At 32.0% G+C, this 23,817-nt stretch carries 15 protein-coding genes; 7 read left to right on the top strand and 8 right to left on the bottom strand.

The features are described from left to right. Positions 1-98 precede the first annotated feature (98 nt). Positions 99-635 carry a DUF4136 domain-containing protein gene (locus tag G507_RS0115785; RefSeq protein WP_026718408.1) on the bottom strand — a complete coding sequence of 179 codons (537 nt, stop codon included), beginning with the start codon at positions 633-635 and terminating at the stop codon, positions 99-101. Between the two features lie 42 nt (positions 636-677). Then, positions 678-2,885 (bottom strand): urocanate hydratase, encoded by a 2,208-nt coding sequence (locus G507_RS0115790; protein ID WP_211218990.1) that lies wholly within the window; start codon positions 2,883-2,885, stop codon positions 678-680. Positions 2,886-2,913: 28 nt separating this feature from the next. Here G507_RS0115790 and G507_RS0115795 point away from each other — a divergent pair, with 28 nt between their 5' ends. Beyond that, positions 2,914-3,246 carry a hypothetical protein gene (locus G507_RS0115795; protein WP_026718410.1) on the top strand — a complete coding sequence of 111 codons (333 nt, stop codon included), beginning with the start codon at positions 2,914-2,916 and terminating at the stop codon, positions 3,244-3,246. Here the strand turns inward: G507_RS0115795 and G507_RS0115800 are convergent. After that, positions 3,243-8,468 (bottom strand): Ig-like domain-containing protein, encoded by a 5,226-nt coding sequence (locus G507_RS0115800; RefSeq protein ID WP_026718411.1) that lies wholly within the window; start codon positions 8,466-8,468, stop codon positions 3,243-3,245. The genes G507_RS0115795 and G507_RS0115800 overlap by 4 nt on opposite strands. 374 nt (positions 8,469-8,842) lie before the next feature. Next, positions 8,843-13,225 carry a GEVED domain-containing protein gene (locus tag G507_RS0115805; RefSeq protein ID WP_026718412.1) on the bottom strand — a complete coding sequence of 1,461 codons (4,383 nt, stop codon included), beginning with the start codon at positions 13,223-13,225 and terminating at the stop codon, positions 8,843-8,845. Between the two features lie 283 nt (positions 13,226-13,508). Here G507_RS0115805 and G507_RS0115810 point away from each other — a divergent pair, with 283 nt between their 5' ends. The 4 genes from G507_RS0115810 to hemL all read left to right on the top strand — a co-directional run bounded on the left by G507_RS0115810 (position 13,509) and on the right by hemL (position 18,545). Continuing rightward, positions 13,509-15,452, top strand: a complete 1,944-nt coding sequence (locus G507_RS0115810; protein WP_026718413.1) for a T9SS type A sorting domain-containing protein — start codon at positions 13,509-13,511, stop codon at positions 15,450-15,452. A 90-nt stretch (positions 15,453-15,542) separates the two neighbouring features. Continuing rightward, on the top strand, positions 15,543-16,448 hold the full coding sequence (locus G507_RS0115815; protein ID WP_026718414.1) for a 1-aminocyclopropane-1-carboxylate deaminase/D-cysteine desulfhydrase: 906 nt from the start codon (positions 15,543-15,545) through the stop codon (positions 16,446-16,448). Continuing rightward, on the top strand, positions 16,438-17,259 hold the full coding sequence (locus tag G507_RS0115820) for a glucosaminidase domain-containing protein (RefSeq protein ID WP_026718415.1): 822 nt from the start codon (positions 16,438-16,440) through the stop codon (positions 17,257-17,259). The genes G507_RS0115815 and G507_RS0115820 overlap by 11 nt, the downstream gene beginning before the upstream one ends. Then, positions 17,259-18,545, top strand: coding sequence for a glutamate-1-semialdehyde 2,1-aminomutase (gene hemL / locus G507_RS0115825; RefSeq protein WP_026718416.1), 1,287 nt, complete (start codon positions 17,259-17,261; stop codon positions 18,543-18,545). Before G507_RS0115820 ends, hemL begins: the two co-directional genes overlap by 1 nt. A 62-nt stretch (positions 18,546-18,607) precedes the next feature. Here the strand turns inward: hemL and G507_RS0115830 are convergent, their stop codons facing one another. From G507_RS0115830 to lysS, 3 genes are all read right to left on the bottom strand, one after another. Further along, the gene (locus G507_RS0115830) at positions 18,608-18,934 is read right to left on the bottom strand and encodes a hypothetical protein (RefSeq protein ID WP_026718417.1); all 327 of its coding nucleotides are present in this window, start codon (positions 18,932-18,934) and stop codon (positions 18,608-18,610) included. Positions 18,935-19,016: 82 nt separating this feature from the next. Further along, on the bottom strand, positions 19,017-19,460 hold the full coding sequence (locus G507_RS0115835; protein WP_026718418.1) for a DUF4890 domain-containing protein: 444 nt from the start codon (positions 19,458-19,460) through the stop codon (positions 19,017-19,019). Between the two features lie 162 nt (positions 19,461-19,622). Further along, positions 19,623-21,320 carry a lysine--tRNA ligase gene (gene lysS, locus G507_RS0115840; RefSeq protein ID WP_026718419.1) on the bottom strand — a complete coding sequence of 566 codons (1,698 nt, stop codon included), beginning with the start codon at positions 21,318-21,320 and terminating at the stop codon, positions 19,623-19,625. Positions 21,321-21,527: 207 nt separating this feature from the next. Here lysS and G507_RS0115845 point away from each other — a divergent pair, with 207 nt between their 5' ends. Beyond that, positions 21,528-22,352 (top strand): hypothetical protein, encoded by an 825-nt coding sequence (locus G507_RS0115845; RefSeq protein ID WP_051191756.1) that lies wholly within the window; start codon positions 21,528-21,530, stop codon positions 22,350-22,352. Next, the gene (gene lipB, locus G507_RS0115850; protein WP_026718421.1) at positions 22,352-23,056 is read left to right on the top strand and encodes a lipoyl(octanoyl) transferase LipB; all 705 of its coding nucleotides are present in this window, start codon (positions 22,352-22,354) and stop codon (positions 23,054-23,056) included. Before G507_RS0115845 ends, lipB begins: the two co-directional genes overlap by 1 nt. 41 nt (positions 23,057-23,097) lie before the next feature. On the opposite strand, the gene G507_RS0115855 is transcribed toward lipB, so the two are convergent. After that, positions 23,098-23,697, bottom strand: coding sequence for a ribonuclease HII (locus tag G507_RS0115855; protein ID WP_026718422.1), 600 nt, complete (start codon positions 23,695-23,697; stop codon positions 23,098-23,100). Positions 23,698-23,817: the final 120 nt, after the last annotated feature.

Below are 23,817 nucleotides of genomic sequence, written 5' to 3' on the forward strand. Positions count from 1 at the left end.
AATTTTAAAAAAATATCAGTTTGACAATAATAAAAACCGTAATCTCATTATTATATGAAATTACGGTTTTCGATATTTGTTTTAATTAAATACTTAAATTACTTAATTATAGGTGGATATTGTTCTAAAATTTTATCTACAAATTCTTTAATTCTTGCGTCTTTTTTATTGGTATCTTTTGTTAAATAACCACTTCCTTCACCTTGCCAAATCATTTCTTTGGTCTTTCCGTCAAACATATCGATGAATAAAGTTCCTTCCGGAGTTGTGTAAACAGAATTCATTCCCATTCCCATCATTCCCCAATTGTTCCAACCCCAACCGAAGCCCATTCCCCACATGTTGTTGTTGTATACATTAACGCGTTCACTTTCTTTGGTAAAAATGCTAATTAGCATATTTGGGTTTTCAGATTTTGAAAAACCTTTTGCACTCATAGCTTCATCAATAGAACGTAGAATTCTTTTTTTGTCTAAATCAGAAATTTCGACTTTGTCAATACTTGCCTTTATGTACGCATAAGTTTTGTACTGATTGAAATCTACTTTTTTATCATAATCTGCATTTACTCTAACTGAACTGCATGAAGCTAGTACAAAGAGCATAAATAAGGGAATTAATTTTAGTGTTTTCATAGCTTTTTAATTTTTTGATTGCTCGATTAATAGAAATATCTATTATTTAAATAAATCATCATTAACTATATTAGGGATGGTGACTTTTAATAAAGGTTGCGTGGCCATCGCTCTTTTTATAGCAAAAATAGCTCCTTCATTTCTTGCCCAATTTCTTCTTGAGATTCCGTTGTTGACATCCCAGAAAAGCATTGATGCTAAGCGTCTTGAAGCCTCTTTACTACCATCAAGAACCATACCAAATCCACCATTTATAACTTCTCCCCATCCAACACCACCACCATTATGAATAGAAACCCAAGTCGCCCCTCTAAAACTATCTCCGATTACATTTTGAATAGCCATGTCAGCTGTAAAACGCGAACCGTCATAAATGTTAGAAGTTTCTCTATAAGGTGAATCTGTCCCAGAAACATCGTGATGATCTCTTCCTAAAATTATAGTTTCAATTTCTCCTTTTGCAATGGCTTGGTTGAAAGCTTCTGCAATTTTTATTCTTCCTTCTGAATCTGCATAAAGGATTCGTGCTTGTGATCCAACGACTAATTTATTTTCTTGAGCACCTTTAATCCATTGAATATTATCGGCCATTTGTTGCTGAATTTCTTCTGGAGAATTTTTCATCATTTCTTCTAAAACATTACAAGCAATTTTATCTGTTTTAGCCAAATCTTCTGGTTTTCCTGAAGCACAAACCCAGCGGAAAGGTCCAAATCCATAATCGAAACACATTGGCCCCATTATGTCTTGAACGTAACTATTGTACTTAAAGTCTATATGATTTTCAGCAAAAACATCAGCACCAGCTCGTGAAGCTTCTAATAGAAAAGCGTTTCCATAATCGAAGAAATACGTTCCTTTTTCGGTGTGTTTGTTTATGGCATTTGCGTGTCTTCTTAACGTTTTTTGAACTTCTTCTTTAAATTTTGATGGATTGTTTGCCATCATTTCGTTAGATTCTTCAAAAGTGAATCCGATAGGGTAGTAGCCACCAGCCCAAGGATTATGAAGAGAAGTTTGGTCGGAACCTAAATCAATATGTAGATTTTCTTTGTCAAAACGTTCCCAAACATCTACTATATTTCCCAAATAAGCAATTGAAACTACTTCTTTGTTCTCTAAAGCTATTTTTACTCTTGGTACTAATTTGTCAATATCTTCAACGACTTCGTTAATCCAACCTTGTGAATGACGAATGTGAGTTATTTTTGGATTTACTTCTGCACAAACGGTTACACAACCTGCAATGTTTCCTGCTTTTGGTTGTGCACCCGACATTCCTCCTAATCCTGATGTTACAAATAAACCTCCTTTTGGCGATTTTTTAATTTTTCTGAATCCGTTTAAAACTGTGATTGTTGTTCCGTGTACAATTCCTTGTGGGCCAATGTACATATAACTACCTGCTGTCATTTGTCCGTATTGCGAAACACCTAAAGCGTTCATTTTTTCCCAATCATCCGGTTTTGAATAATTCGGAATAACCATTCCGTTTGTAACTACAACTCTTGGTGCCTCTTTGTGACTTGGGTATAAACCCATTGGATGGCCAGAATACATGGTTAGTGTTTGTTCGTCTGTCATTTCAGACAAATACTTCATGGTTAAAAGGTATTGTGCCCAATTTTGGAACACAGCACCATTTCCACCATAAGTAATTAATTCGTGAGGATGTTGAGCGACAGCATAATCCAAATTATTTTGAATCATTAACATAATAGCTTTTGCTTGCTCGCTTTTTCCTGGATATTCAGATACTGGACGCGCTTTCATTTCGTAATCTGGACGAAAACGATACATGTAGATACGACCATATTTCTCTAATTCTTCTTTAAATTCAGGAAGTAGAATAGCGTGATGTTTTGGTTCAAAGTAACGCAAGGCATTTTGTAAGGCTAATTTAACTTCAGCTTCAGAAAGAATTTCTTTTCTTTTTGGGGCATGATTTATTTCCGTTTCATATGGTTTTACATTTGGTAAATCATTTGGAATTCCTTGTTGTATTTGTTCTTTGAAAGTCATTTTTTCTTTTATTTGATTATTTGATTTTTCGAAAATTCGATTAATCGAAGTATCATTTTTAATATTTCCTGTTTTTTTATCATATCCATAAGCACAGTGTCTGCATCCGCTTTTGCAACAATAGCCTCTTTTGAGATGGTATTTTTCGGTAAAACACTTGTATCCTTCAGGTGTGTAGTAGAAATCTTCACCTTCAATTAAATTATTTGGATCAATTGTATTGTTCATATCTACAAATTTAGCAACTTTGTATGATATGTTTGTATTAGTTTTTAAATATTTAACCCCAAAATGGGTGAGAGGAATTACAATTTTTCCTTTTATTGTACTTTCTTATAGAGAAGACAAGCAGAATTTGGTGCTTTTAAATCATGAAAAAATTCATATAAGGCAACAAATTGAGATGTTAGTTTTCCCTTTTTTTCTTTGGTATGGCATAGAATATTTAATACGATTTGTTCAATATAGAAATTGGAAAGAAGCTTATTTGAATATTTCTTTTGAACGAGAAGCTTATCAAAACGAAAAAAACCTTTACTATTTAAAGCAAAGGTCTTTTTGGAATTTTCTTAAATTTCTAAAGTCTTAAAGAATTTTCTTTGTTACTTTAATTCCTTCAGAAGTAATGATATTTACAATTAACACTTGATCTTTAGCGTTATTCATGTCAATTGAGATTGAATTACTTTTGATGTTTGTTTTTTCATCAATTAATCTTCCTCTAATGTCAAATATTTTTACATTCTCCATAGTTTCATTTCCTGAAATTATATCTACAATATTTTTGTTTTTTGTAATTTGAACTTCATTTTCATTAAATGTCACATTGCTTAGTACTGATGCTGTTTTGTAAACTAATTTAAATCTGTTATTGTGATTTCCAGCAGTTGCAATGAAAGTATAAGGAGTTGTTTTTAAATCGTGATAAATGTTTAATTCTTCATCTTTTAAGTAAACATCTTGAGTTCCTAAAAATAAACCATCAGCTTTGTTGATTGCTATTTTGTATGTTCCAGGACTTGGTACATTAAATCCAATAGCTACTTGGTCGTTATCATCAAATGGTAAGCTTCTACCTTGAATTATAAATGGTTTGTTGTTTATTAAAGAATAAATCCCCATTGTTAATGGATCGGCAATTGCATCATAATTATTGTCATCATCCATAGTTGCTCCTTCAATATAACCAACTAAAGCTCTTTCTGATGTATTGTTTGTATCTAAGATGTCTAACCATATTCTATGTCTTTCTAAATTATCTAAATCATCATTTTCTTGATTAGCATTTTTAAAGAAATTGTCATTTGCATATGGTGTTCCTGCACTATCTCTTCTTTGTTTATTGTCGAAATATACAGTTCCACTTCCTTGTGGGCCGTCTTGCATTTCCACAAAAAATGCTTGCCCTGCTTTAATAATATTTGAGCCTGCTGGTTCAGTATTACCAGAAAGTGTCATTACCATATAATCTGATGCACTATAATTATAAGAATAATTGCCGTAAAAAGGATTTGTTATAGTTCCTCCATTGTTTAATCCAGGATTAATACCATGTTTCCATAGTTTTATAGTACCTTTTATCACTCCGCTGTTATCATTAATAAATTGATAGGCATTTATAGCGGATGGATAAGGATTTCCAATTAAATTATGGTTATCATCTAGACTTGTGATTAATGTTCCGTTAGCACCATTGTAATCAGCACCTTGATAAGTACCTCTGTTTACTGTAGCCCCAATATTTCCGTTATTAGGTCGTCCTATAAAAGAGCTATTTAAGCTTGTGGCCGCCATTCCAAAAGAAGAAGAGCCTCTTATGATATAGCCTTTACCAGTAGCCATTGTAGCTGTTGGACTCACCCAATTTCCTTGACTTATATTCCCTCCTGTTCCGTTTCCATTATTGATTAATGTACTCCATTCATATTTAGGGCCTGGAGCAGGTGTTGTGTAAATAGTGCTAATTGCTTGATTGTTAACCGGTGAAGACCAATATACATAATCAGACCCTTTAATTCCTGCAGCTGTTCTTTTGTAAATAATGTTACCTGTATTTGTAACATTGTTTATTTGCACTAAGTTAGCATTATTTTCAATTTGTAAAGTTCCTGTGTTTTCAACTTTAATAAAATCTGTTATTACTAATGAATTGTCAGTAGCAATGTTTAATGTTTTGCCTGGTTTTACAGTTAAGTTTAGTCCTTTTCCAACTACAGCAGTATTTGACATATTTGTATTTTCATAAATGACAATACAATTTGAGGCAGTTGGTACACCTACTGGTTTCCAATTTGACGCGTTGTTCCAGTCTGAGTTGGAAGCACTTGGTGTGAATAATTTAGTGTTGTTAGTTACGTTAACGTTTCCATTCACTACACAGCCATTAGATAAAGTTGTTGAAACAGGAATAATAAAAGCTGCGTTTTCTAATTGTGAAACTGTAGGTCTTATGTAAATTGTAGTTGCAGGTGATCCAGATATATATGGTATTGTGCAAGCATAATCCATAAAAGCATCTACTACGTTAGTATTATAATTAAACGAAGTTGATAATGTTTTTTCGCCATATAATTTAATATCGTCGACTGCTACTCCACCAGCTAACCACATACTTGATGATGAATAGGCACGATGTACTATTCTTATTTTAAGGTTTGTATTGTTTACATAAGAACTTAAATCATAATTTAATGTGGCAAACCTTGTACCAATTCCTATGTCAGTTAGTATATTGGCTACATCTGTCCAATTTGTTCCGTTGTTTGTTGATACCTGAAGTTTAACGTACTCTTCATAAGAAGTGTCATTATCTGAAAGTTCTCTTGAGTAAAACATTTTCAACTTTAATCTTAAATTGATAAAATTATTTGTGTTTACTGAATTTATTAAAGTTAAAGAGTTTTCTATAGTGTTTCCTGCAATTGGATTGATGTCTGAAGTTGCTAGGGCGAATTTATTGTTTCCAATACCCGATGAAATTGCTGGATACCATACAATACCACCAGTAGGAATAAATGAACTGGATTTTATTTGCCAAGCTGTTTTGGTATCAACAGTATTATCATTTGGATCATTGTTTGAATTATTAAACGTTCCCAAAGTATTGTTTTCAAAATCTTCATTTACTAATGTGACAGTTTCTTTATCACCTCCTGCAACAATTGAAATAACTGCATTTTCTCCACATATAACTGGGTTTTGAGGCGTTATACTAATGGTAGGTGTAGTTGTTATATTTGCTACAACAGGAGTTTTTACAACTGATTCACATGAGCCATTGAAAGCTGTAACATAGTAAGTTGTAGTAGTTGTAAGTGATGGAGTGGTATAAGTGCTTCCCGTTGCTCCAGCAATTGGAGTTGTACTTGTTTCTGACACATACCATCTGTATGATATGGTGTTGCTTGTTCCTATTGCAGATATTGTTACTGGACCACTACCACAGCTAGCACCTTCTGTTACTGAAACAATATTAGCACTACAGCTTGGTACTACTTCAAATAAATAATCTTCGACATCACTATAATTGTTTCCTGTAAAACTTTCACATGGATTAAAGTCATAGCCAAACCCATTATTGCTATTATTATAAACTCTAAAACGTATTCTATATTGGCCTGGTTGAGTAGTTGATGGTATAATAAATCCAAAAGTTAAATTTGCACCAGCGTAAGGTCCAGGATTGTATATTTCTTCTGTACTGTTTTGACTAAAAACGCCATCTTTATTCCAATCTATCCAAGCTTTAACTCTTCCTCCTGTATTTGTGTTATTAACATTTATATTGTTTAAAATAATATTAACTCCTTCACCTTGAGCTTGTATTGCTTTATTTGGTAAGCTTGTAAAGTCTTCGAATCCATTGCTTGAAAAGGTAGAAGTATTACTAATATCGTTTAAAGTTCCAACAAAATCTATTCTGTTAATATAAACTATGTTTCTTGTCTGAGTAGTTGGCGTACAATAAGTCAAAGTAACGGTTAAAGTGGCTGAATTAGAATATGCTGATGTTCCGCAAGCATTAGTTGCAGAAGCTCTATATCTGTATCCATTCATAGCTAATGTTGCACTTGTTATATTTAAGTTGGAAGTTGTAGCATTTGAATAAACACCTCCATTTGTTATGTTTGTCCATGTTGTGCCTCCATTAGTACTTACTTGCCAAGTATAACTAGTTGGACTGTTAGAAGCCACAACTGTGAAAGAAGTATTGGCACCAGGGATTATCGAGGTGTTTAAAGGACTAGTAGTAATTGTTGTAGGAGATGCTATATTTACTGTTACATTACCTGCTCCATTACTCCAACAACCGTTAGAATTTCTAGCTCTTATGTAATATGTTCCTGAAGTAGTAACATTGTAAGTTGCACCGCTATTTGCGGTTGATGTTCCAGAAGCTGTTGTTTGCCAATACCAAGTAACATTTGTAGGAGGTGTTCCACTTCTAGTTAAAGTAACACTATTGCATTGTGGAGAATTACTTGATGGATTTCCTGGATTTGAAGCTCCAGTAGCAGTAGCATAGTTCATTGTGCTTGAGTTGCTGCTAGTTCCACAAGCGTTAGATGCTCTTACTCTGTAATAGTAGGTAGTTCCTGGATTCAGATCGTTGAAGCTATAATTTAAATTATTACCTACATTGAAGCCGTTATATTGTGATAAAATTGATGTAAAAGTATTGTTTAAAGATACATCAATGATATAACTAGTTGCATTATTAGAATAGCCCCATTGTGCAACAAAACCAGTGCATGTAGCACTATATGCATTATTTGTACTTGGAGTAGAAGGAAGAGGTGTAATTGTAACATAAAGGTATTGTCCTCCATTGCTAATTCCACATCCGTTTGTAGATTGAACTCTAATATTTCCTGAAGTTGCAGTGCCACTAAACGTTACTGATGCGGATAACCCATCTACTGCTGGTGTAATTATAGCCCCATTTCCTTGATAAGACCAAGTGTATGAACTTGAGTAGGGGTCAGGTGTGACTGTATATGTAGTAGTAGAACTCACACATTGAACAGTAGATCCTGTTAATGATAAAGGTCCAGAAGCAGGCCCATTTGATACATAAACTATTCTTGTAGCTGTATATGTAGGACAGCTTGATCCTCCAATAGTGTAAGTTATTGTTGCAGTACCAAAACCTAGAGCTGTAACAAGTCCTGTTGAAGCGTTAACTGAAGCTATGCCATTATTACTACTAGACCAAACTCCACCAGATTGTGTAGATGAAAAAGTAGCTGTTGATGTTCCGTAAGTACAAAGATATTGATTACCTGATATAGTTCCTGCAGTTGTTGGGCAATTAATTCCATACACACAAATAGAACCAGACATGTTTCCATTATTTCCATCTCTTTGAACTCTAATAACGTATTTTTGACCTATAGTTGTAGTTTGTGTAATTATTTCTTCTACACCATTCCCTCCAATATTTGAACAATTTAAAGCAGTCATATTAGAACTGCATGATCCTGAGAATAAGTGTAATACAGCATTTCTGTTGCCTGTTGGGTTGTACTTTATGACTGTTGTAGTACTTGTGGCAGTAAACCAACCCCATGCATCATCTACATTATCTGCTCCACATCCAGAAGGACTGGTCCAATAATTTGTACTCAGTCCGTTTGTGTTAAAACTAGTATAGTTGCAACTGGTTCCGACAGTTAATTGTCCTGTAGTTGTTGTTATTGAGCATGCGTCAGCTTGTGAAAAACTAACCGATGAGATTAGTAATAAAAATAGTAGTTTACAAATTTTTTTTGAAACTACATTAAGGATTAGATTTGGGGAAACTTTTTCCATAATAAAGTAAGTGTCTTTTTTTTAATTAGATTATAAACATTTGACAAAGAATCATGAAATTAATGATGACATATTTTGTCGTTATCATTATTTTGTGTTTCTAAGTATAGTGTCTGATATTTCTAAAACTTTTGCAAAAGTAATTTAAAATTTTAATTTTTTTATTTGAAATATGATGAGTATACTTTTTGTATTGTTGAATGTACGTTTTTTGTAGACGAATGGTTTTTTTAAGAAATTTTAATATTTTTTGGAATATTTATTACTTATTTTTAGAATTTAATTTTTAGCGTTTAATTTATTTAAAATTTAAAAAAAAAAGACCTTTGCTATTTAAAGCAAAGGCCTTTCTGAATTTTATTGTTTTAATAATTTTAAAGAATTTTTCTTGTAACTTTTATTCCTTCAATTGTATGTATGTTTACAATTAAAACTTGGTCTTCAACATTATTCATGTCAATTGATAATGAATTACTATTGATGTTTGTTTTTTCAACGAGTAATCTACCTCTAATGTCAAATATTTTTACATTTTCCATTGTCTCATTTCCTGATACAATATCAATTATGTTGTTGTTTTTAGCAATTTGTATTTCATTTTCATTAAAGGTTACGTTACTAAGAACAGTATTTTTATAAACTAACTTGAATCTGTTGTTGTAAACCCCAGTTGTTGCAGTAAATGAATAAGGAGCTAATTTTAAATCGTGATAAATATTTAATAATTCATCTTTTAGGTATACATTTTGAGTTCCTAAGAATAATCCGTCAGCTGTGTTAATTGCTATTTTGTATGTTCCAGGGTTTGGCACATTAAATCCAATAGCTACTTGGTCATTATCATCAAATGGTAAACTTCTACCTTGTATTACATAAGATTCATTGTTAATCATTGAATAAATGCCCATGTCTAAAGGATTTGCAAGAGCGTCATAAGCACTGTCAAGGTTCATAGTTGCTCCTTGAGCATATCCTACTAGTGTTCTTTCAGATGCGTTGTTTTGGTCAAAAATGTCTAACCAGATTCTATGTCTTTCTAATTCATCAAAGTTTACGTTTTGTTGGTTAGATGACCTGAAGAAATTGTCGTTAGCATAAGGTATATCACTGCTATTTCTTCTTTGTCCGTTGTTGAAATTTACAGTTCCACTTCCTGTTGGCCCATCTAACATAACTACAAAGAAAGCTTGTCCTGCTTTAATGATGTTTGAAGCCGTCGGAGTAGTTGATCCTGTAAAGTTTATAGTCATATAGTCATTTGCAGTATAATTATAAGTATAAGAACCATAAAAAGGATTTGTTATGCTTGTACCTGGATTAGTGCTATGTGTCCATAATTTTACATTTCCTTCAATTACTGCGCTATTATCACTTAAGAATTGTAGTGCATTAATAGCAGAGGGGTAAGGATTACCAATTAAATTATGATTGTCGTCAAATTTAGTTACTGCTATACCGTTTGCTCCTGTGTATCCTGAGCCTGTATAAGTTCCTCTGTTAACAGTTTTGCTGATGATTCCGTTATTAGGTACACCAGTAAAAGTACTGTTTAAATTTGTAGCTGCCATACCAAAAGAGGAAGAACCTCTTACAATATAACCTTTTGCAGCTTCCATAGTATTCCCACTTGCATTTACCCAATATCCTTGACTGATATTAGGTCCAGTACCATTATTATTATTTAATAAGGTTTCCCATTTATATTTTGGACCTTGAGAAGGGGAAGTGTAAATAGAATTTAAAGATTGATTAATAACAGGAGAAGACCAATATACGTAGTCTCCGCCTTCAATATTGTTTGCAGTTCTTTTGTAGATTATATTTCCAATATTAGTAACATTGTTGATTTGTACTAAATTAGAGTTATTCTCAATTTGTAAAGTACCAGTGTTTTCAACATTTATAAAGTCAGTTATTACTAGAGAATTGTTTGAGGCTATATTCAATTTTTTACCAGCTTTAACTATAAGATTTAAACCTTTTTCTGTGTTATTAGGCCCAGTTATATTTACATCTTTGTAAATAACAATACAGTTTGATGATGTTGGAACTCCTACAGGTTTCCAATTTGCTGCTGTATTCCAATCGGAATTAGCAGCACTTGGTGTAAATAATTTGGTATTATTTGTAACTGTAACAGAGCCATTTGCAATACAGCCGTTAGATAAAGTTGTTGATACTGGTATATTAAAACTAGCATTTTCCAGTTGAGTTACAGTTGGTTTAATATAAATTATCGTAGCAGGTGATCCTGTAGTATACGGTAATGTACATGCTAAATCAGTGTATGCGTCAACAACAGAAGTATTATAGTTGAATGAAGTGTTTAGTGGTTTTTCACCAAAAAGTTCTACGTCATCAATTGCCACACCATCAGGCAACCACCCTGATCCTGCATATGAACGATGTCTAATTCGTATTTTTAAGTTAGTAACACTAATGTATGCAGATAAGTTGTATGATAATTCTGCAAATTTTGTACCTATACCAATATCACTTGTGAAATTTTGTAACGTTGTATAAGTAGATCCACCATTAGTAGAAACTTCAATATTAACAAATTCATCATAACCAGGTACAACGTTTCCATCTTCAAAGTATCTTGAATAAAATAATTTAAGTTTTAAAGTAAGATTTAAAAAATTTGTAGTATTCACATTATTTGTTAATGTTAAACTATTATCTATGGTGTTGTTTGGATAATTTGGTGCTTTTGCATCAGAATAAGCTAAAGCAAATTTGTTTGTTCCAAAACCTGAGGATATTGCAGGAAACCAAACATTTGTATCTGGAACCAATGTACTAGTTTGATTTTTCCAGCTTGTTATGTTTTTAACGGTTCCATTATTAGAATCGTTGTTTATATTAGAAAACAGACCTAAATTTCCGTTTTCAAATTTTTCATTGATTAAATAAACAGTTTCTTTATCTCCTCCTGCTTTCAAAGCAATAATAGTGTTGTCTCCACAAATTACAGGATCGTTTGGAGTAAATGTTATAGTTGGTGTTGGATTAACTTTAGCTATGATGGCTGTTTTGTAAACTGATTCACAAGTTGCATTTCTTGCAGTTACCCAATAAGTTGTTGTAGCTGTTAAAGAGGGAGTACTCCAAGTTCCACTTGTTGTTGTTGCTATTGCTGTTGTTGCATTTTGGCTTGTATACCATTTATAACCAGTAGTAGAAGGTGTTCCTGTTACATTTAATGTAATGCTTCCAGAACCACAATTTTCTCCACCTGTAACAGATGTGATGTTTGCGTCACAATTTGCAATTACTGTAAATGAATAATCTTCTGCTTCTCCATAATATGAATTTGCTCCACTCACAAAAACATCGCAAGGTGTAAAATCATATCCGAAATTTTCATTACCATTAGTATTAGTTCCGTTATTTACTCTTATTCTCAATCTATAATCTCCGGGTGTTGCTGTTGCTGGTACTACAAAGCCAAAAGTTGCATCTGCACCGGCAAAACCTTGTATGTTATAAACTTCTTCAGTTGCAGGTTCAAATATTCCATTTTTGTTCCAATCTACCCAAGCTTTCCAAGTACCTCTAGAATTAACTGTTCCATTCGATCTAGCTGTTATGTTGATTCCTTCGCCTTGTGCTTGTATTGCTTTATTCGCTAATCCAGTAAAGTTTTGGTAACCAAATGGAGCGCTAGTCGGATAAGTAGATGGGTTTGAAGTGTCATTTAAAGTTCCAACAAAATTCACACTATTTATATATAATCCACTTGCTGTAGATGTAGTTTCTGGATTACAATATGAAGCCGATGATGTTATATTTACTAAATAATCTTCAGCTTGACCATAACCATTGGAATTACAACTTGTAGTGTTAGAGAAATACCTTGATATTACTCGCATGCTTGTTTGCCCAGTTAGAGCCGTTGTAGGTATATTAATAATTGCCGTAACAGGTGTTCCAGCACCTGTATTGGCAAACAAAGTACCAATTACAAATCTTTCTCCTGCATCATTGAAATTTCCATTGTGATTCCAGTCAAAATGCGCAGTTACATAAAAATTATTATTTCCTCCAGTATTACCTAGAACTGAAACAGTGTAAGCATTACCTCTAATTGCATTTCCTGTGTCGCAAAACACCTCTTGGCTTGGATTGCCGTTTATATTTCCTGATGTTGTGTTATTAATACCTGCAAAATTTACATTAGTAATTGGGTAAACACCATTTGTGAAGTTATTAGTGCAGTAAGTTATAGGGTGGGAACAAGGCCTTGTAATACATATGGTACCTGTTATAGAATTGTTAGAGTTGTATGCTTGAATTCTAATACGGTATCGTGTTCCAATAGTTGTAGCGTAAGTAATAGTTTCGTCTCCAGAGAATGTTGAATCTGAACATGCTAGTGCAGTCATACCTGTGGAACAATTACCAGAAAACAAATGAAGGATTGCATCACTAGAACTGTTATATGTTATGGTTGTCGAGGTACTAACTGCATCAAACCAACCCCAAGCATCATCAACATCAGAGCTATTGCAACCTGCTGCAGAGTTCCAATAGTCTGAATTATTGTTTGAGTTAAATGTTGTTGGATTACAATCAATACTAACAGTTAATTGCCCTGCAGCACCATTTCCACAGTCGCTAAGTTGTGCAAAGGCATTTAAATAACTTAATAATGTTACTATAAAAACAAAAAAAGAAGTTTTTTTATGATGCAAATATTTATAATAAGAATTTAGCTTATTTATAAAATTAAGATTTGGGTAACTATTTTTCATAATAAATTAATTGTCTGTTAAAAGAAACAATAGGCTATTACTTCAAAAAGCATTAATAATCAAAAAGACATAATTTGTCCTAAATAATATTTTATGTGTCTGAGTTTGCAGTCTATAATTTCCTAAATCAAAACAAAAGTAATTTATAATTTTTTATCTACAAAAAAACGGGTGCTAATACCCTTTTTTTATCGATTAAACTACAAAATAATTCGACGAATGGTTTTTTCTAAACAAATTTTTCTATACATTTGTTTTGTAAATGATTTTTAAACTAATGAAAATGAAAAAATTAGCTCTCTTAATAGTTTTTTTTGTGTTTGGATATACAAGTTATTCTCAATTGTACGTGAATAATGGGAGTTATATTTTCAATAATGATAATGTTTTTTTTGTTAAACAAGATTTGAATTTAAATGGCAATGGGGCTATTTATCTTCGTAAAGGAGGGCAATTAGTACAAGGTAGAACAACTGCTGGTGCAAATGTTGGAACGGGATTAGTGTCTGTTTATCAGGAAGGAACTTCAAATAATTTTGGATATAATTACTGGTGCTCCCCAGTTGGTAATTCTAATCTTACTGCAATAAATAGTAATTTTTCAATCAATCAATTACATAGAGCAACAACTGTGACTTCTTCTGTTGCAGCAACTATTCTTCCTTTAAATAATTACAATGGTGTGTCTACAAATTCTTCTTTGTCGATTGCTCCATATTGGGTTTGGAAATATATTGCTTCTAATGCATACAATACAAGTGGTTCAAATGGTTGGATAAGTGTAAATAGTACTGGAACGGTTGAACCTGGTCTTGGTTTTACTATGAAAGGAGTTTCAGGATCGGATAATACAATTGCTCATCCAGTTTCGGGCTCACTTGGAGATGGTGTGTCTAATAATCCACTCAGCAATCAACGTTATGATTTTAGAGGAAAGCCTAACGATGGTACAATTTTAATTCCTGTTGGAAGTGTTGCTGGTGCTAATTATGCAAACAATACTTTAGCGGGAAATCCATATCCATCTTCGATTAATTTAAACCTTTTTTTACTTGAAAACAGTGGTTATACAATTAATTATGGAACAGGAACATATAGCTACACTGGAGGGATAACACAAGTAATTGACGGGAAGGCTTATTTTTGGGAGCAGAAAAAAACAGCAAATTCACATTATTTAGCTGATTATGAGGGAGGTTATGGGACTTATTCACCTACCGGTCCATTAGTTACCTCTCCAGGTACATATGTAGCTGCTACATGGGATACATACAACGCAAACGGAACACCAAATACTTCGGGACTATCTAGTGGTTCTACTTACAAAAGAATGTTTACACCTATCGGTCAGGGTTTTATGATACAAGGAGTCGTTTCTGGAAATGCTGTAATGAAAAATTTATATCGAAGTTTTGTTAAAGAAGGAGTAATTCAAAATTCCCAATTTGAAAAAAACGCAAGTGCTTCTTCAGTTTCAGATAATTGGGACGAAATTCCAAATGTTGCAGGAATCGATTATCAGAATTTCTCAAAATTACCAGCACCACAGTTTAAATTACACACTATTATAAACAATCAATTTACTAAAGAATCGGCAGTTGTTTTTAATAACAACTCCACAGACGGTTATGATTTAGCTATGGATGCTTCATCTTCAGATAATTTTCCTAAAGATTCTTATTTTCCTATCGTAAACAATGAAAAATTTATAATAACTACAATGCCTTTTGGAACTTATAAAAAGATACCACTAGCTTTCGTAACGGATGCAAATTGTAGTTTTAAAGTAACAGTTTCTGAGTTAATTAATTTTGATTTGTCAAATGAGATTTATCTTCACGACAAAGTATCTGATATTTACTATGATATTAAGAATGGTTTTTTTGAAACCGTTTTGCAAACTGGAAATTATCTTGATCGTTTTGAAATAACTTTCACAGCAAATGCATTGAGTACAGTTGGAAGCCTTGAAGAAAATTTTGCAATTTATCAAAATAACGATCTTGAAACTTTAACTGTTGAAAATACAGAGTTGATTGACTTACAACATGTTTCTCTTTTTGATATTGGAGGCAAAGTTGTCTTTCAAAAAGAAAAATTAGGGGCAAATACAATTTATCAATTCCCAACAAGTTCAATTAGTGATGGTATTTATATTGTTAAATTAGTAGCAAGTAATAATCAAAGTTTAAGTCATAAAATTATAATAAAGCATTCTAGAAAATAGATTTATCTATAAAGTATAAGTAAAGCAGTCTATAAAAATCTATAGGCTGCTTTTTTTGTTTATAGCCTTTGGATTTGTAATTTTGTAGAAATGAAAATTAATACTCAAAAAATAGCCATCAATAATCCTGACGTAGAGCTCTATATTAGGCGCGAAGACTTGATTCACCCTTTGATTTCTGGAAATAAATTTAGAAAACTTAAGTATAATTTAATTGAAGCAAAAAACAAGAATGAATCCACTTTATTGACTTTTGGAGGTGCGTTTTCTAATAATATTTTAGCTGTTGCAAGTGCTGGATCTGAAAGTAATTTTAAAACAATAGGCATAATTAGAGGAGAAGAATTAGAAGGTAAAATTGATGAAAATCCAACCTTAAAAAAAGCACAAGAACTTGGTATGCAATTCAAATTTGTTTCAAGAGAAGAGTATAGAAATAAAAACAATAAAGACTTTATAACTAATTTAAAAAGTGAATTTGGTTCATTTTACCTTTTGCCAGAAGGAGGAACAAATGATTTAGCCATAAAAGGATGTGAAGAGATATTAACAAATGAAGATGATATTTTTACACATATTTGTTGTTCAATTGGTACTGGTGGTACAATTTCGGGAATTATTAATTCAAGTTTTAATGGTCAACAAGTTGTTGGTTTTCCTTCTTTAAAAGGTGATTTTATTTCAAATGAGATTAGTAACTTTGTAAAGAAATCTAATTGGAATTTAATTTCCGACTATCATTTTGGAGGTTATGGTAAAATAACTGAAGAATTAATTCGTTTTATAAATGAATTTTATTTAGAATATAATATACCATTAGACCCAATCTATACAGGAAAAATGATGTTTGGAATTAATGATTTAATACAAAACAATTATTTTTCAAAAGGAAGTAAGATTTTAGCCATTCATACTGGTGGAATTCAAGGGATTCAAGGCATGAATGAATTGTTAAAAAAACAAAAAAGAGAAATAATAATTACAAATGAAATTTAAAATCGCCCTAATCGCTATTTGCTCACTGTTTTTAGTAAGTTGTGGTTCACAAAAAATTAGAACAACAAGCTCAAAAAAGCCAACTAGAAAAACTACTGTAGCTACAAAAAATAAAGTAAATAAAAATGAACAAGAAAAGTTAGAAGCAACTTCTTTTGTGGTGGTTTCTTTTGAAAACGTAGAAGAGTATATTTCTTGGTTTAAAAACACTGCCATTAGTAATATGATTAACTATAAAATTCCGGCAAGTATTACTTTAGCTCAAGGTATTTTAGAATCTGGTGCAGGAAAAGGGGAGTTGTGTAAAAAAGCAAACAATCATTTTGGTATAAAATGCCATGTTGGTTGGGAAGGAGCAAGCGTACATCATGATGATGATGAATCGCAAGAATGTTTTAGAAAATACAATCATCCCGCAGAATCCTATAGAGATCACTCCCTTTTTTTAACTACAAGAAGCCGATATAAGTTTTTATTTGATTTAAGAGAAAATGATTATAAAAGTTGGGCTCAAGGTTTAAAAGACGCGGGTTATGCAACAGATCCAAAATATCCAGCAAAACTTATTACTATCATTGAAAGGTATAAATTATATAGATTTGACAACGAAACTTTAGGTATATCAGATAATGAAGCGGTTGTTTATGAAACGCCTAAAAAAGAAATTAGTGGTTCAGAATATGCAGTGGTTCAGGGAGATACTTTATATTCAATTTCAAAAAAATATAGTATTTCGGTGGATGATTTAAAAAGTAAAAATAATATTTCTGACAATGCCATTTCTATTGGTCAGATTTTAAAGATAAAATAATGTTATACAAAAGAAGCAGTGAGTTGTTTGTTGAAGCTAATAAAGTAATTCCAGGTGGTGTAAATTCACCGGTTAGAGCATTCAAATCAGTTGGTGGAACTCCAATATTTGTAAAAAGTGCAAAAGGACCTTACTTATTTGATGAAGACGGTAATAAATTAATTGATTATATCAATTCTTGGGGACCAATGATTTTAGGTCATGCTCACGAACCAGTAATAAATGCAATTACTGAAAGAGCAAAATTAGGAACCTCATTTGGAATGCCAACGGAGCTTGAAACAAAAATTGCTGAATTAGCCGTTTCTATGGTGCCAAATATTGATAAAATTCGTTTTGTGAATTCAGGTACAGAAGCTTGCATGAGTGCAGTTCGTTTAGCTCGTGGATATACCAAAAGAGATAAAATAATAAAATTTGCAGGATGTTATCACGGACATTCAGATTCGTTTTTAATTCAAGCAGGAAGTGGAGCTATTACTTTTGGTTCACCAAATAGTCCAGGAGTAACAGAAGGAACTGCAAAAGATACTTTATTGGCCAAATACAATGATATTGATAGCGTTAAAACATTATTTGAAGCTAATAAAAATGAAATAGCAGCTATAATTATTGAACCCGTTGCCGGAAACATGGGTTGTATAACTCCTAAAGAGGGTTTTTTAGAAGCATTACGATTACTTTGTGATGAATCAGACACATTGTTCATACTTGACGAGGTAATGACCGGATTTCGATTAGCAAAAGGTGGTGCGCAAGAATTATATAATATCAAAGCAGATATAGTTTGTTTCGGAAAAGTAATTGGTGGTGGTTTGCCCGTTGGAGCTTTTGCTGCAAAAACAGAAATCATGGATTATTTAGCACCAATTGGTCCTGTATATCAAGCAGGAACATTGTCAGGGAATCCTTTAGCGATGGCTGCAGGATATGAAATGCTAAAAGAATTAAATTCAGATAAAGAAATCTACACAAGATTAAAAGAAAAAACGGCTTACTTGCATAAAGGAATTCATAAAGTTTTATCAGATAAGAACATTGAATTTACCATAAACAGAGTCGGTTCAATGATATCAGTGCATTTCGATAAAAACGAAGTGTATGATTTTGAAACAGCCAAAAAAGGAGACAATGAAAGTTTTAAAAAGTTCTTTCATGGTTTGTTAAAAGAAGGAGTTTATATTGCTCCATCAGCTTACGAAAGTTGGTTTATTACTGACGCTTTGTCTTATGAAGATTTAGACTTTACAATAAATGCAGTCAATAAAGTAGCAGATAGTTTATAAAAAAAATCCGTTTAGCTTTTTGACTAAACGGATTTTATTTTAAAATGATGAATTAAAAATTTCTAATTTTTAATCAGTTTTTTATAAAGTACTTGATCTGCTTTTAATTTTTCCATTTCAGAAGCATCTAAAGTAGCAGCTAATTTATGCTCAATGATCTCAGTCATAATATTAATTCTTTCTTGAGATACTCCTTCTGTTAATAAAACTTGATGTTTCTCAACAAATAAATTTTGTAAATCTTTTACAATTGGTCCGCTAATTTCTAGATATTGAGCTAATGCTTGAGCATCTACTGTTCCTAGTTCTAGAGCAGTTTTTCCTTCTTGTGCATTTGCGTTAAAAGAAAGTGCAAATATAAATACAAAAAGTGTAATTATTTTTTTCATGGTGGTTGGTTGTTTTGATTTTGAAAGTCAAATCTAACTAATTTTTTTTAATTTCAAAATATTACAGCCACTTTTTATTTAATTATTCTGATTTATTTGCTCTTCTTTCTTTCATTTTTTCTTTTCGGTCACCCATTTTTTCTTTTTTTTCTTCTTTAGTTGCTTCCCATTTTTTATATTGGTCGTCTGTTAAAATAGATTTCATTTTTGCATCAATAGCTTCTTTTTTCTTATCCATTTTTGCTTTCATTTCTGCTCTTTGCTCTTTGGTGGCTTTTTCAGCAGTTTCTTTTATCTCTTTTCTTTTCTCCATCATTTCAGCTCGGTCTTCTTTTTGAGCATTTAAAAGTTCTTTAACTTCTTTTTGTTGTTTTTCATTCAAATCAAGATCTTTTGTCATTTTCTTAACTTGTATTTCAGTTCTTTTTTCAGGAGTCATTTCTTTAAAGTCTCCTCTTTTTCCCTTTTCTTGAGCAAATGTTGTTAATCCAACAACTAATAATGCTACTACAAATAATTTTTTCATGTCTATAATTTTTTAAAGTTTGATGATAAGACGTTGATAATATGAAAAGGTTTAATTTATTAACAAAAAATTATTTTTTATAATTAATTAGCCACAGATTCACGGATTTTTTATTATAAATCTGTGAATCTGTGGCTAAAAATAGTTAAACGCTATTAGTCTTTAATTTTTCAACTCTACAATTTTACCATCACCTTCAACTCTAACTGAAGTCATGTTGTGTTTTGCTAAACCTTTCATGGCTGCATCCCATTTTTTTCCGCTTAAAGCTGATTTGGTTTTCAATTCTGCTAAATCCATTGCATTTTCGTTTTTTGATAGTAAGTCAATTATCATTTTTTCTTCTTCTGATAATTCCACTTGTTTTTTCTCTGGACGCATTTGAGGAAAAAACAACACTTCTTGTATGGATTGATTATTCGTTAAGAACATAATTAATCGATCCATTCCAATTCCTAATCCAGAAGTTGGAGGCATTCCATACTCTAATGCTCTTAAGAAATCTTCATCAATAATTCCAGTTGCTTCATCATCTCCTTTTGCAGCCAAAGCCATTTGATTTTCAAAACGACCTCTCTGATCAATTGGATCATTTAATTCAGAATACGCATTTGCAATTTCTTTTCCACAAACCATCAATTCAAAACGCTCTGTTAATTCAGGGTTATCTCTATGTTCTTTACAAAGTGGAGACATTTCTTTAGGGTAATCTGTAATAAATGTAGGCTGAATAAAGTTTCCTTCACATTTTTCACCGAAAATCTCATCAATTAATTTTCCTTTCCCCATTGTTTCATCTACTGCAATTCCCATAGATTGCGCAGCATCAAATAATTCTTTTTCCGATTTTCCAGTAATGTCAAAACCTGTAAAGTTTTTAATGGCATCAGTCATTGTAACTCTTGCATATGGAGCTTTAAAGCTTACTTTATGTTCACCAAAAGTGGCATCCGTTGTTCCGTTTACTTCATTTGCACAATGTTCTAATAAGTTTTCGGTAAATTCCATCATCCAATTGTAGTCTTTATAAGCTACATATATTTCCATGGCTGTAAATTCCGGATTATGGGTTCTGTCCATTCCTTCATTTCTAAAGTTTTTAGAAAACTCATAAACACCATCAAAACCACCAACAATTAATCTTTTCAGATATAATTCATTAGCAATTCTCATGTACAAAGGAATGTCTAAAGCATTATGATGAGAAATAAATGGTCTTGCTGCTGCTCCACCCGGAATAGCTTGTAAAATCGGAGTTTCTACTTCTAAATATCCTGCGTTGTTGAAAAAATTACGCATTGCAGTAAAAAGTTTAGTTCTTTTAACAAAAACCTCTTTTACTTTTGGGTTTACTACTAAATCTACATAACGCATTCTGTAACGCAATTCAGGATCCACAAAAGCATCGTGTACATTTCCTTCAGTATCTGTTTTTGGCAATGGTAACGGACGAAGTGTTTTGCTTAACAAAGTCAAATTTGTAACCTTAATGGTTTTTTCACCCACTTGAGTAGTAAACATTGTTCCTTCAATTCCTATGAAATCACCTAAATCAATTAGTTTTTTAAAAACATCATTATATAATGTCTTGTCTTCACCTGGACAAATTTCATCTCTATTTACATAAATCTGAATTCTACCCTCACTATCTTGCAATTCGGCAAACGAAGCTTTCCCTTGAATACGAGTACTCATTACACGACCCGCTAGAACAACCTTTTTATCTTCTAAGTATTCTTCTTTAACTTGTTTTGAAGTAGTGTCTACAGGATATAAATCTGCAGGATAAGGATTAATGCCTAGACCACGAAGTGTATTCAGTTTTTCTCTTCTAATGATTTCTTGTTCCGAAAGTTGCATATATTTTATTTTAAGCTTGCAAAGATAAGTATTAGTTTCAGAGTTTCAAAGTGTTGTTTTTTGATTTTTGAAGCAAAAGTTTGGGCTTATTTAGCTATGTCATTCCTGCCATCCATTCTATTCCCGATTAATCGGGAGATGCCTCGATATTTATAAACTATTCGAGAAATCATTTGTATATTTGTAAACTTTTATAAATCAGAAATCATGAATAAGATTAAATATGTAGCCTTGTTGCTTTTTGTAGTTTCATTGACTAGTTGTTCGATAACGGAAAAAATGATTATCAATGAAGATGGAACTGGTAAATTTTCATATGATATTGACGGATCAAAAATGATGTCAATGATGGGAAGCGCAATGAAAGATGAAGGTTCGAGCAAGAAAAAGAAAAAAAGCAATAAAGAAAGCGTTGCGAAGAAAGTAATTGATAGCACTTTTACTTTTAAAGAAATGTTTGCAGGTAAACAAGATAGTATAGCAAAACTTCCATTAGCCGAACAAGAGAAAATAAAGAAAATGGAAAAATTCAGTATGCGTATGGTAATGGATGAAGAAAAAGGAATCATGAACTATACTATGTTTACGGATTTTGCTTCTGTAAAAGAATTGCAAGATGTTATGTCTCCTGTAGAAACTATGAAAAGCGTTTCTCCTGCAGGAAAACAAGCTGGTGGAATAGGAATGACTTCAGATGAGTTAATAGATAATTCGTCAACTTCTTTTTTTTACGATGGAAAAACATTTAAAAAAATAGTGTCTAAAATTGAAAAACAAGAAGAAAAAACAGAATCTACTTCAGAAGATGAAGACGGAGATGAGTTAGGTGCTCAATTAAAGGAATCTTTATCCATGTTTTATATGCAGTCAAGTTTTAAAATTGTGTATGAATTTCCTAAGCCAGTTAAGAAAGTATCCGTTGCAAATGCTCTTTATAGCGAAGATAGAAAAACTATTACTATAGAATATCCATTAAAAGATTATATGGAAAACCCAACTTCATTAAATTTTGAAGTAGAATTTCAACAATAATGAACAAAAAGATTCAATTACAAGACTTAGGTCACAAAGATTATAAAGATACTTGGGATTATCAAGAAGAGCTTTTCAAAGGAATTGTTGATTTAAAAATCAAAAACAGAAGAGAAGAAAGAAGTGATGAAACCCCAAACTATTTTCTTTATGTGGAACATCCTCATGTTTATACTTTAGGAAAAAGTGGTGATTTATCCAACCTACTTTTGTCAGAAAAACAATTAGCCGATAAAGGGGCAACTTTTTACAAGATAAATAGAGGAGGAGATATTACATATCATGGGCCTGGCCAAATTGTAGGTTATCCTATTATAGATTTAGAAAATTTTTTTACAGATATTCATAAATATTTACGTTTTCTAGAAGAAGCTATTATCTTAACTCTAGCAGAATATAATGTAGAATCCTCCAGAAGTGAAGGTGAAACAGGAGTTTGGCTTGGAGTAGGTACGCCATTTGCTAGAAAAATTTGTGCCATGGGTGTTAGAGCAAGTCGTTGGGTAACCATGCATGGATTTGCCCTAAATGTAAATGCAGATTTAGGGTATTTCGATAATATAATTCCATGTGGTATAAAAGGAAAAGCGGTTACTTCTTTAAACGTTGAACTTGGTGTAGAAAAAGTAAACGAGCAAGAAGTTAAAAATAAGATTCTAAATCATTTTTCTAACTTATTTGAAGCAGAGTTTATTATTTCTTAAATCAAAAAGCGTTAATTTCCAATCTTCAATCATTTTTTTAATCAAATTTCTAGCTTTAGTTGTTCAGGTAGTAACCTAAAAGTCATTCTGTGGTATTTGGTTGGGCCATATTTTCTAATAGCTTCTCTGTGTTCTTTTGTGGGATAACCTTTATTTTTCTTCCAATTATACATAGGAAATTCTTCGTGAATTATATCCATATATTTATCCCTATATGTTTTAGCTAAAACAGAAGCTGCTGCAATGCTCATATATTTGCTGTCACCTTTAATAATTGTAGAAAAAGGAATATTATTTATAGGTTTGAACCTGTTTCCGTCTACAATAATATATGAAGGACTAGGGTTTAATTTCAAAATACTTTCTTGCATTGCTTTTATGGATGCGTTTAGTATGTTTATTTCATCAATAATTTTTGGTTGTAGATGAGTTACAGCAAAAGATAAAACTTCTTTTTCAATTATTGGTTTAAGTAAATCTCTTTTTTTTTCTGATAATTGTTTAGAATCATTTAATAGCTCATTTTTAAAATTTTTAGACAGAATAACGGCTGCTGCTGTTACAGGTCCAGCAAGACAGCCTCTTCCGGCTTCATCTGTGCCGCATTCATATTCAAATTCCGAAAAGTTAAATTTTAACATTACTTTTTTTTGATAAAAATATAATTTTTAACGCAACCTTTTGCATTATTCTGTATCTTTTAAATGTGTTGCAACCACAAAGTTAGTTTTGGAGTAAAAAATTTTAACATAATTAAAAAC

The organism is Flavobacterium gelidilacus DSM 15343 (genome assembly GCF_000422685.1).
Taxonomy (GTDB): domain Bacteria; phylum Bacteroidota; class Bacteroidia; order Flavobacteriales; family Flavobacteriaceae; genus Flavobacterium; species Flavobacterium gelidilacus.

What these genes read in the sequence shown, in the direction of transcription:
- G507_RS0115830 (WP_026718417.1), bottom strand. Translation starts at nt 18,934, where the DNA reads ATGAAAAAAATAATTACACTTTTTGTATTTATATTTGCACTTTCTTTT.
- G507_RS0115815 (WP_026718414.1), top strand. Translation starts at nt 15,543, where the DNA reads ATGAAAATTAATACTCAAAAAATAGCCATCAATAATCCTGACGTAGAG.
- hemL (WP_026718416.1), top strand. Translation starts at nt 17,259, where the DNA reads ATGTTATACAAAAGAAGCAGTGAGTTGTTTGTTGAAGCTAATAAAGTA.
- G507_RS0115785 (WP_026718408.1), bottom strand. Translation starts at nt 635, where the DNA reads ATGAAAACACTAAAATTAATTCCCTTATTTATGCTCTTTGTACTAGCT.
- G507_RS0115795 (WP_026718410.1), top strand. Translation starts at nt 2,914, where the DNA reads ATGTTTGTATTAGTTTTTAAATATTTAACCCCAAAATGGGTGAGAGGA.
- G507_RS0115790 (WP_211218990.1), bottom strand. Translation starts at nt 2,885, where the DNA reads ATGAACAATACAATTGATCCAAATAATTTAATTGAAGGTGAAGATTTC.
- G507_RS0115835 (WP_026718418.1), bottom strand. Translation starts at nt 19,460, where the DNA reads ATGAAAAAATTATTTGTAGTAGCATTATTAGTTGTTGGATTAACAACA.
- G507_RS0115810 (WP_026718413.1), top strand. Translation starts at nt 13,509, where the DNA reads ATGAAAAAATTAGCTCTCTTAATAGTTTTTTTTGTGTTTGGATATACA.
- G507_RS0115845 (WP_051191756.1), top strand. Translation starts at nt 21,528, where the DNA reads ATGAATAAGATTAAATATGTAGCCTTGTTGCTTTTTGTAGTTTCATTG.
- G507_RS0115800 (WP_026718411.1), bottom strand. Translation starts at nt 8,468, where the DNA reads ATGGAAAAAGTTTCCCCAAATCTAATCCTTAATGTAGTTTCAAAAAAA.
- G507_RS0115855 (WP_026718422.1), bottom strand. Translation starts at nt 23,697, where the DNA reads ATGTTAAAATTTAACTTTTCGGAATTTGAATATGAATGCGGCACAGAT.
- G507_RS0115820 (WP_026718415.1), top strand. Translation starts at nt 16,438, where the DNA reads ATGAAATTTAAAATCGCCCTAATCGCTATTTGCTCACTGTTTTTAGTA.
- lipB (WP_026718421.1), top strand. Translation starts at nt 22,352, where the DNA reads ATGAACAAAAAGATTCAATTACAAGACTTAGGTCACAAAGATTATAAA.
- lysS (WP_026718419.1), bottom strand. Translation starts at nt 21,320, where the DNA reads ATGCAACTTTCGGAACAAGAAATCATTAGAAGAGAAAAACTGAATACA.
- G507_RS0115805 (WP_026718412.1), bottom strand. Translation starts at nt 13,225, where the DNA reads ATGAAAAATAGTTACCCAAATCTTAATTTTATAAATAAGCTAAATTCT.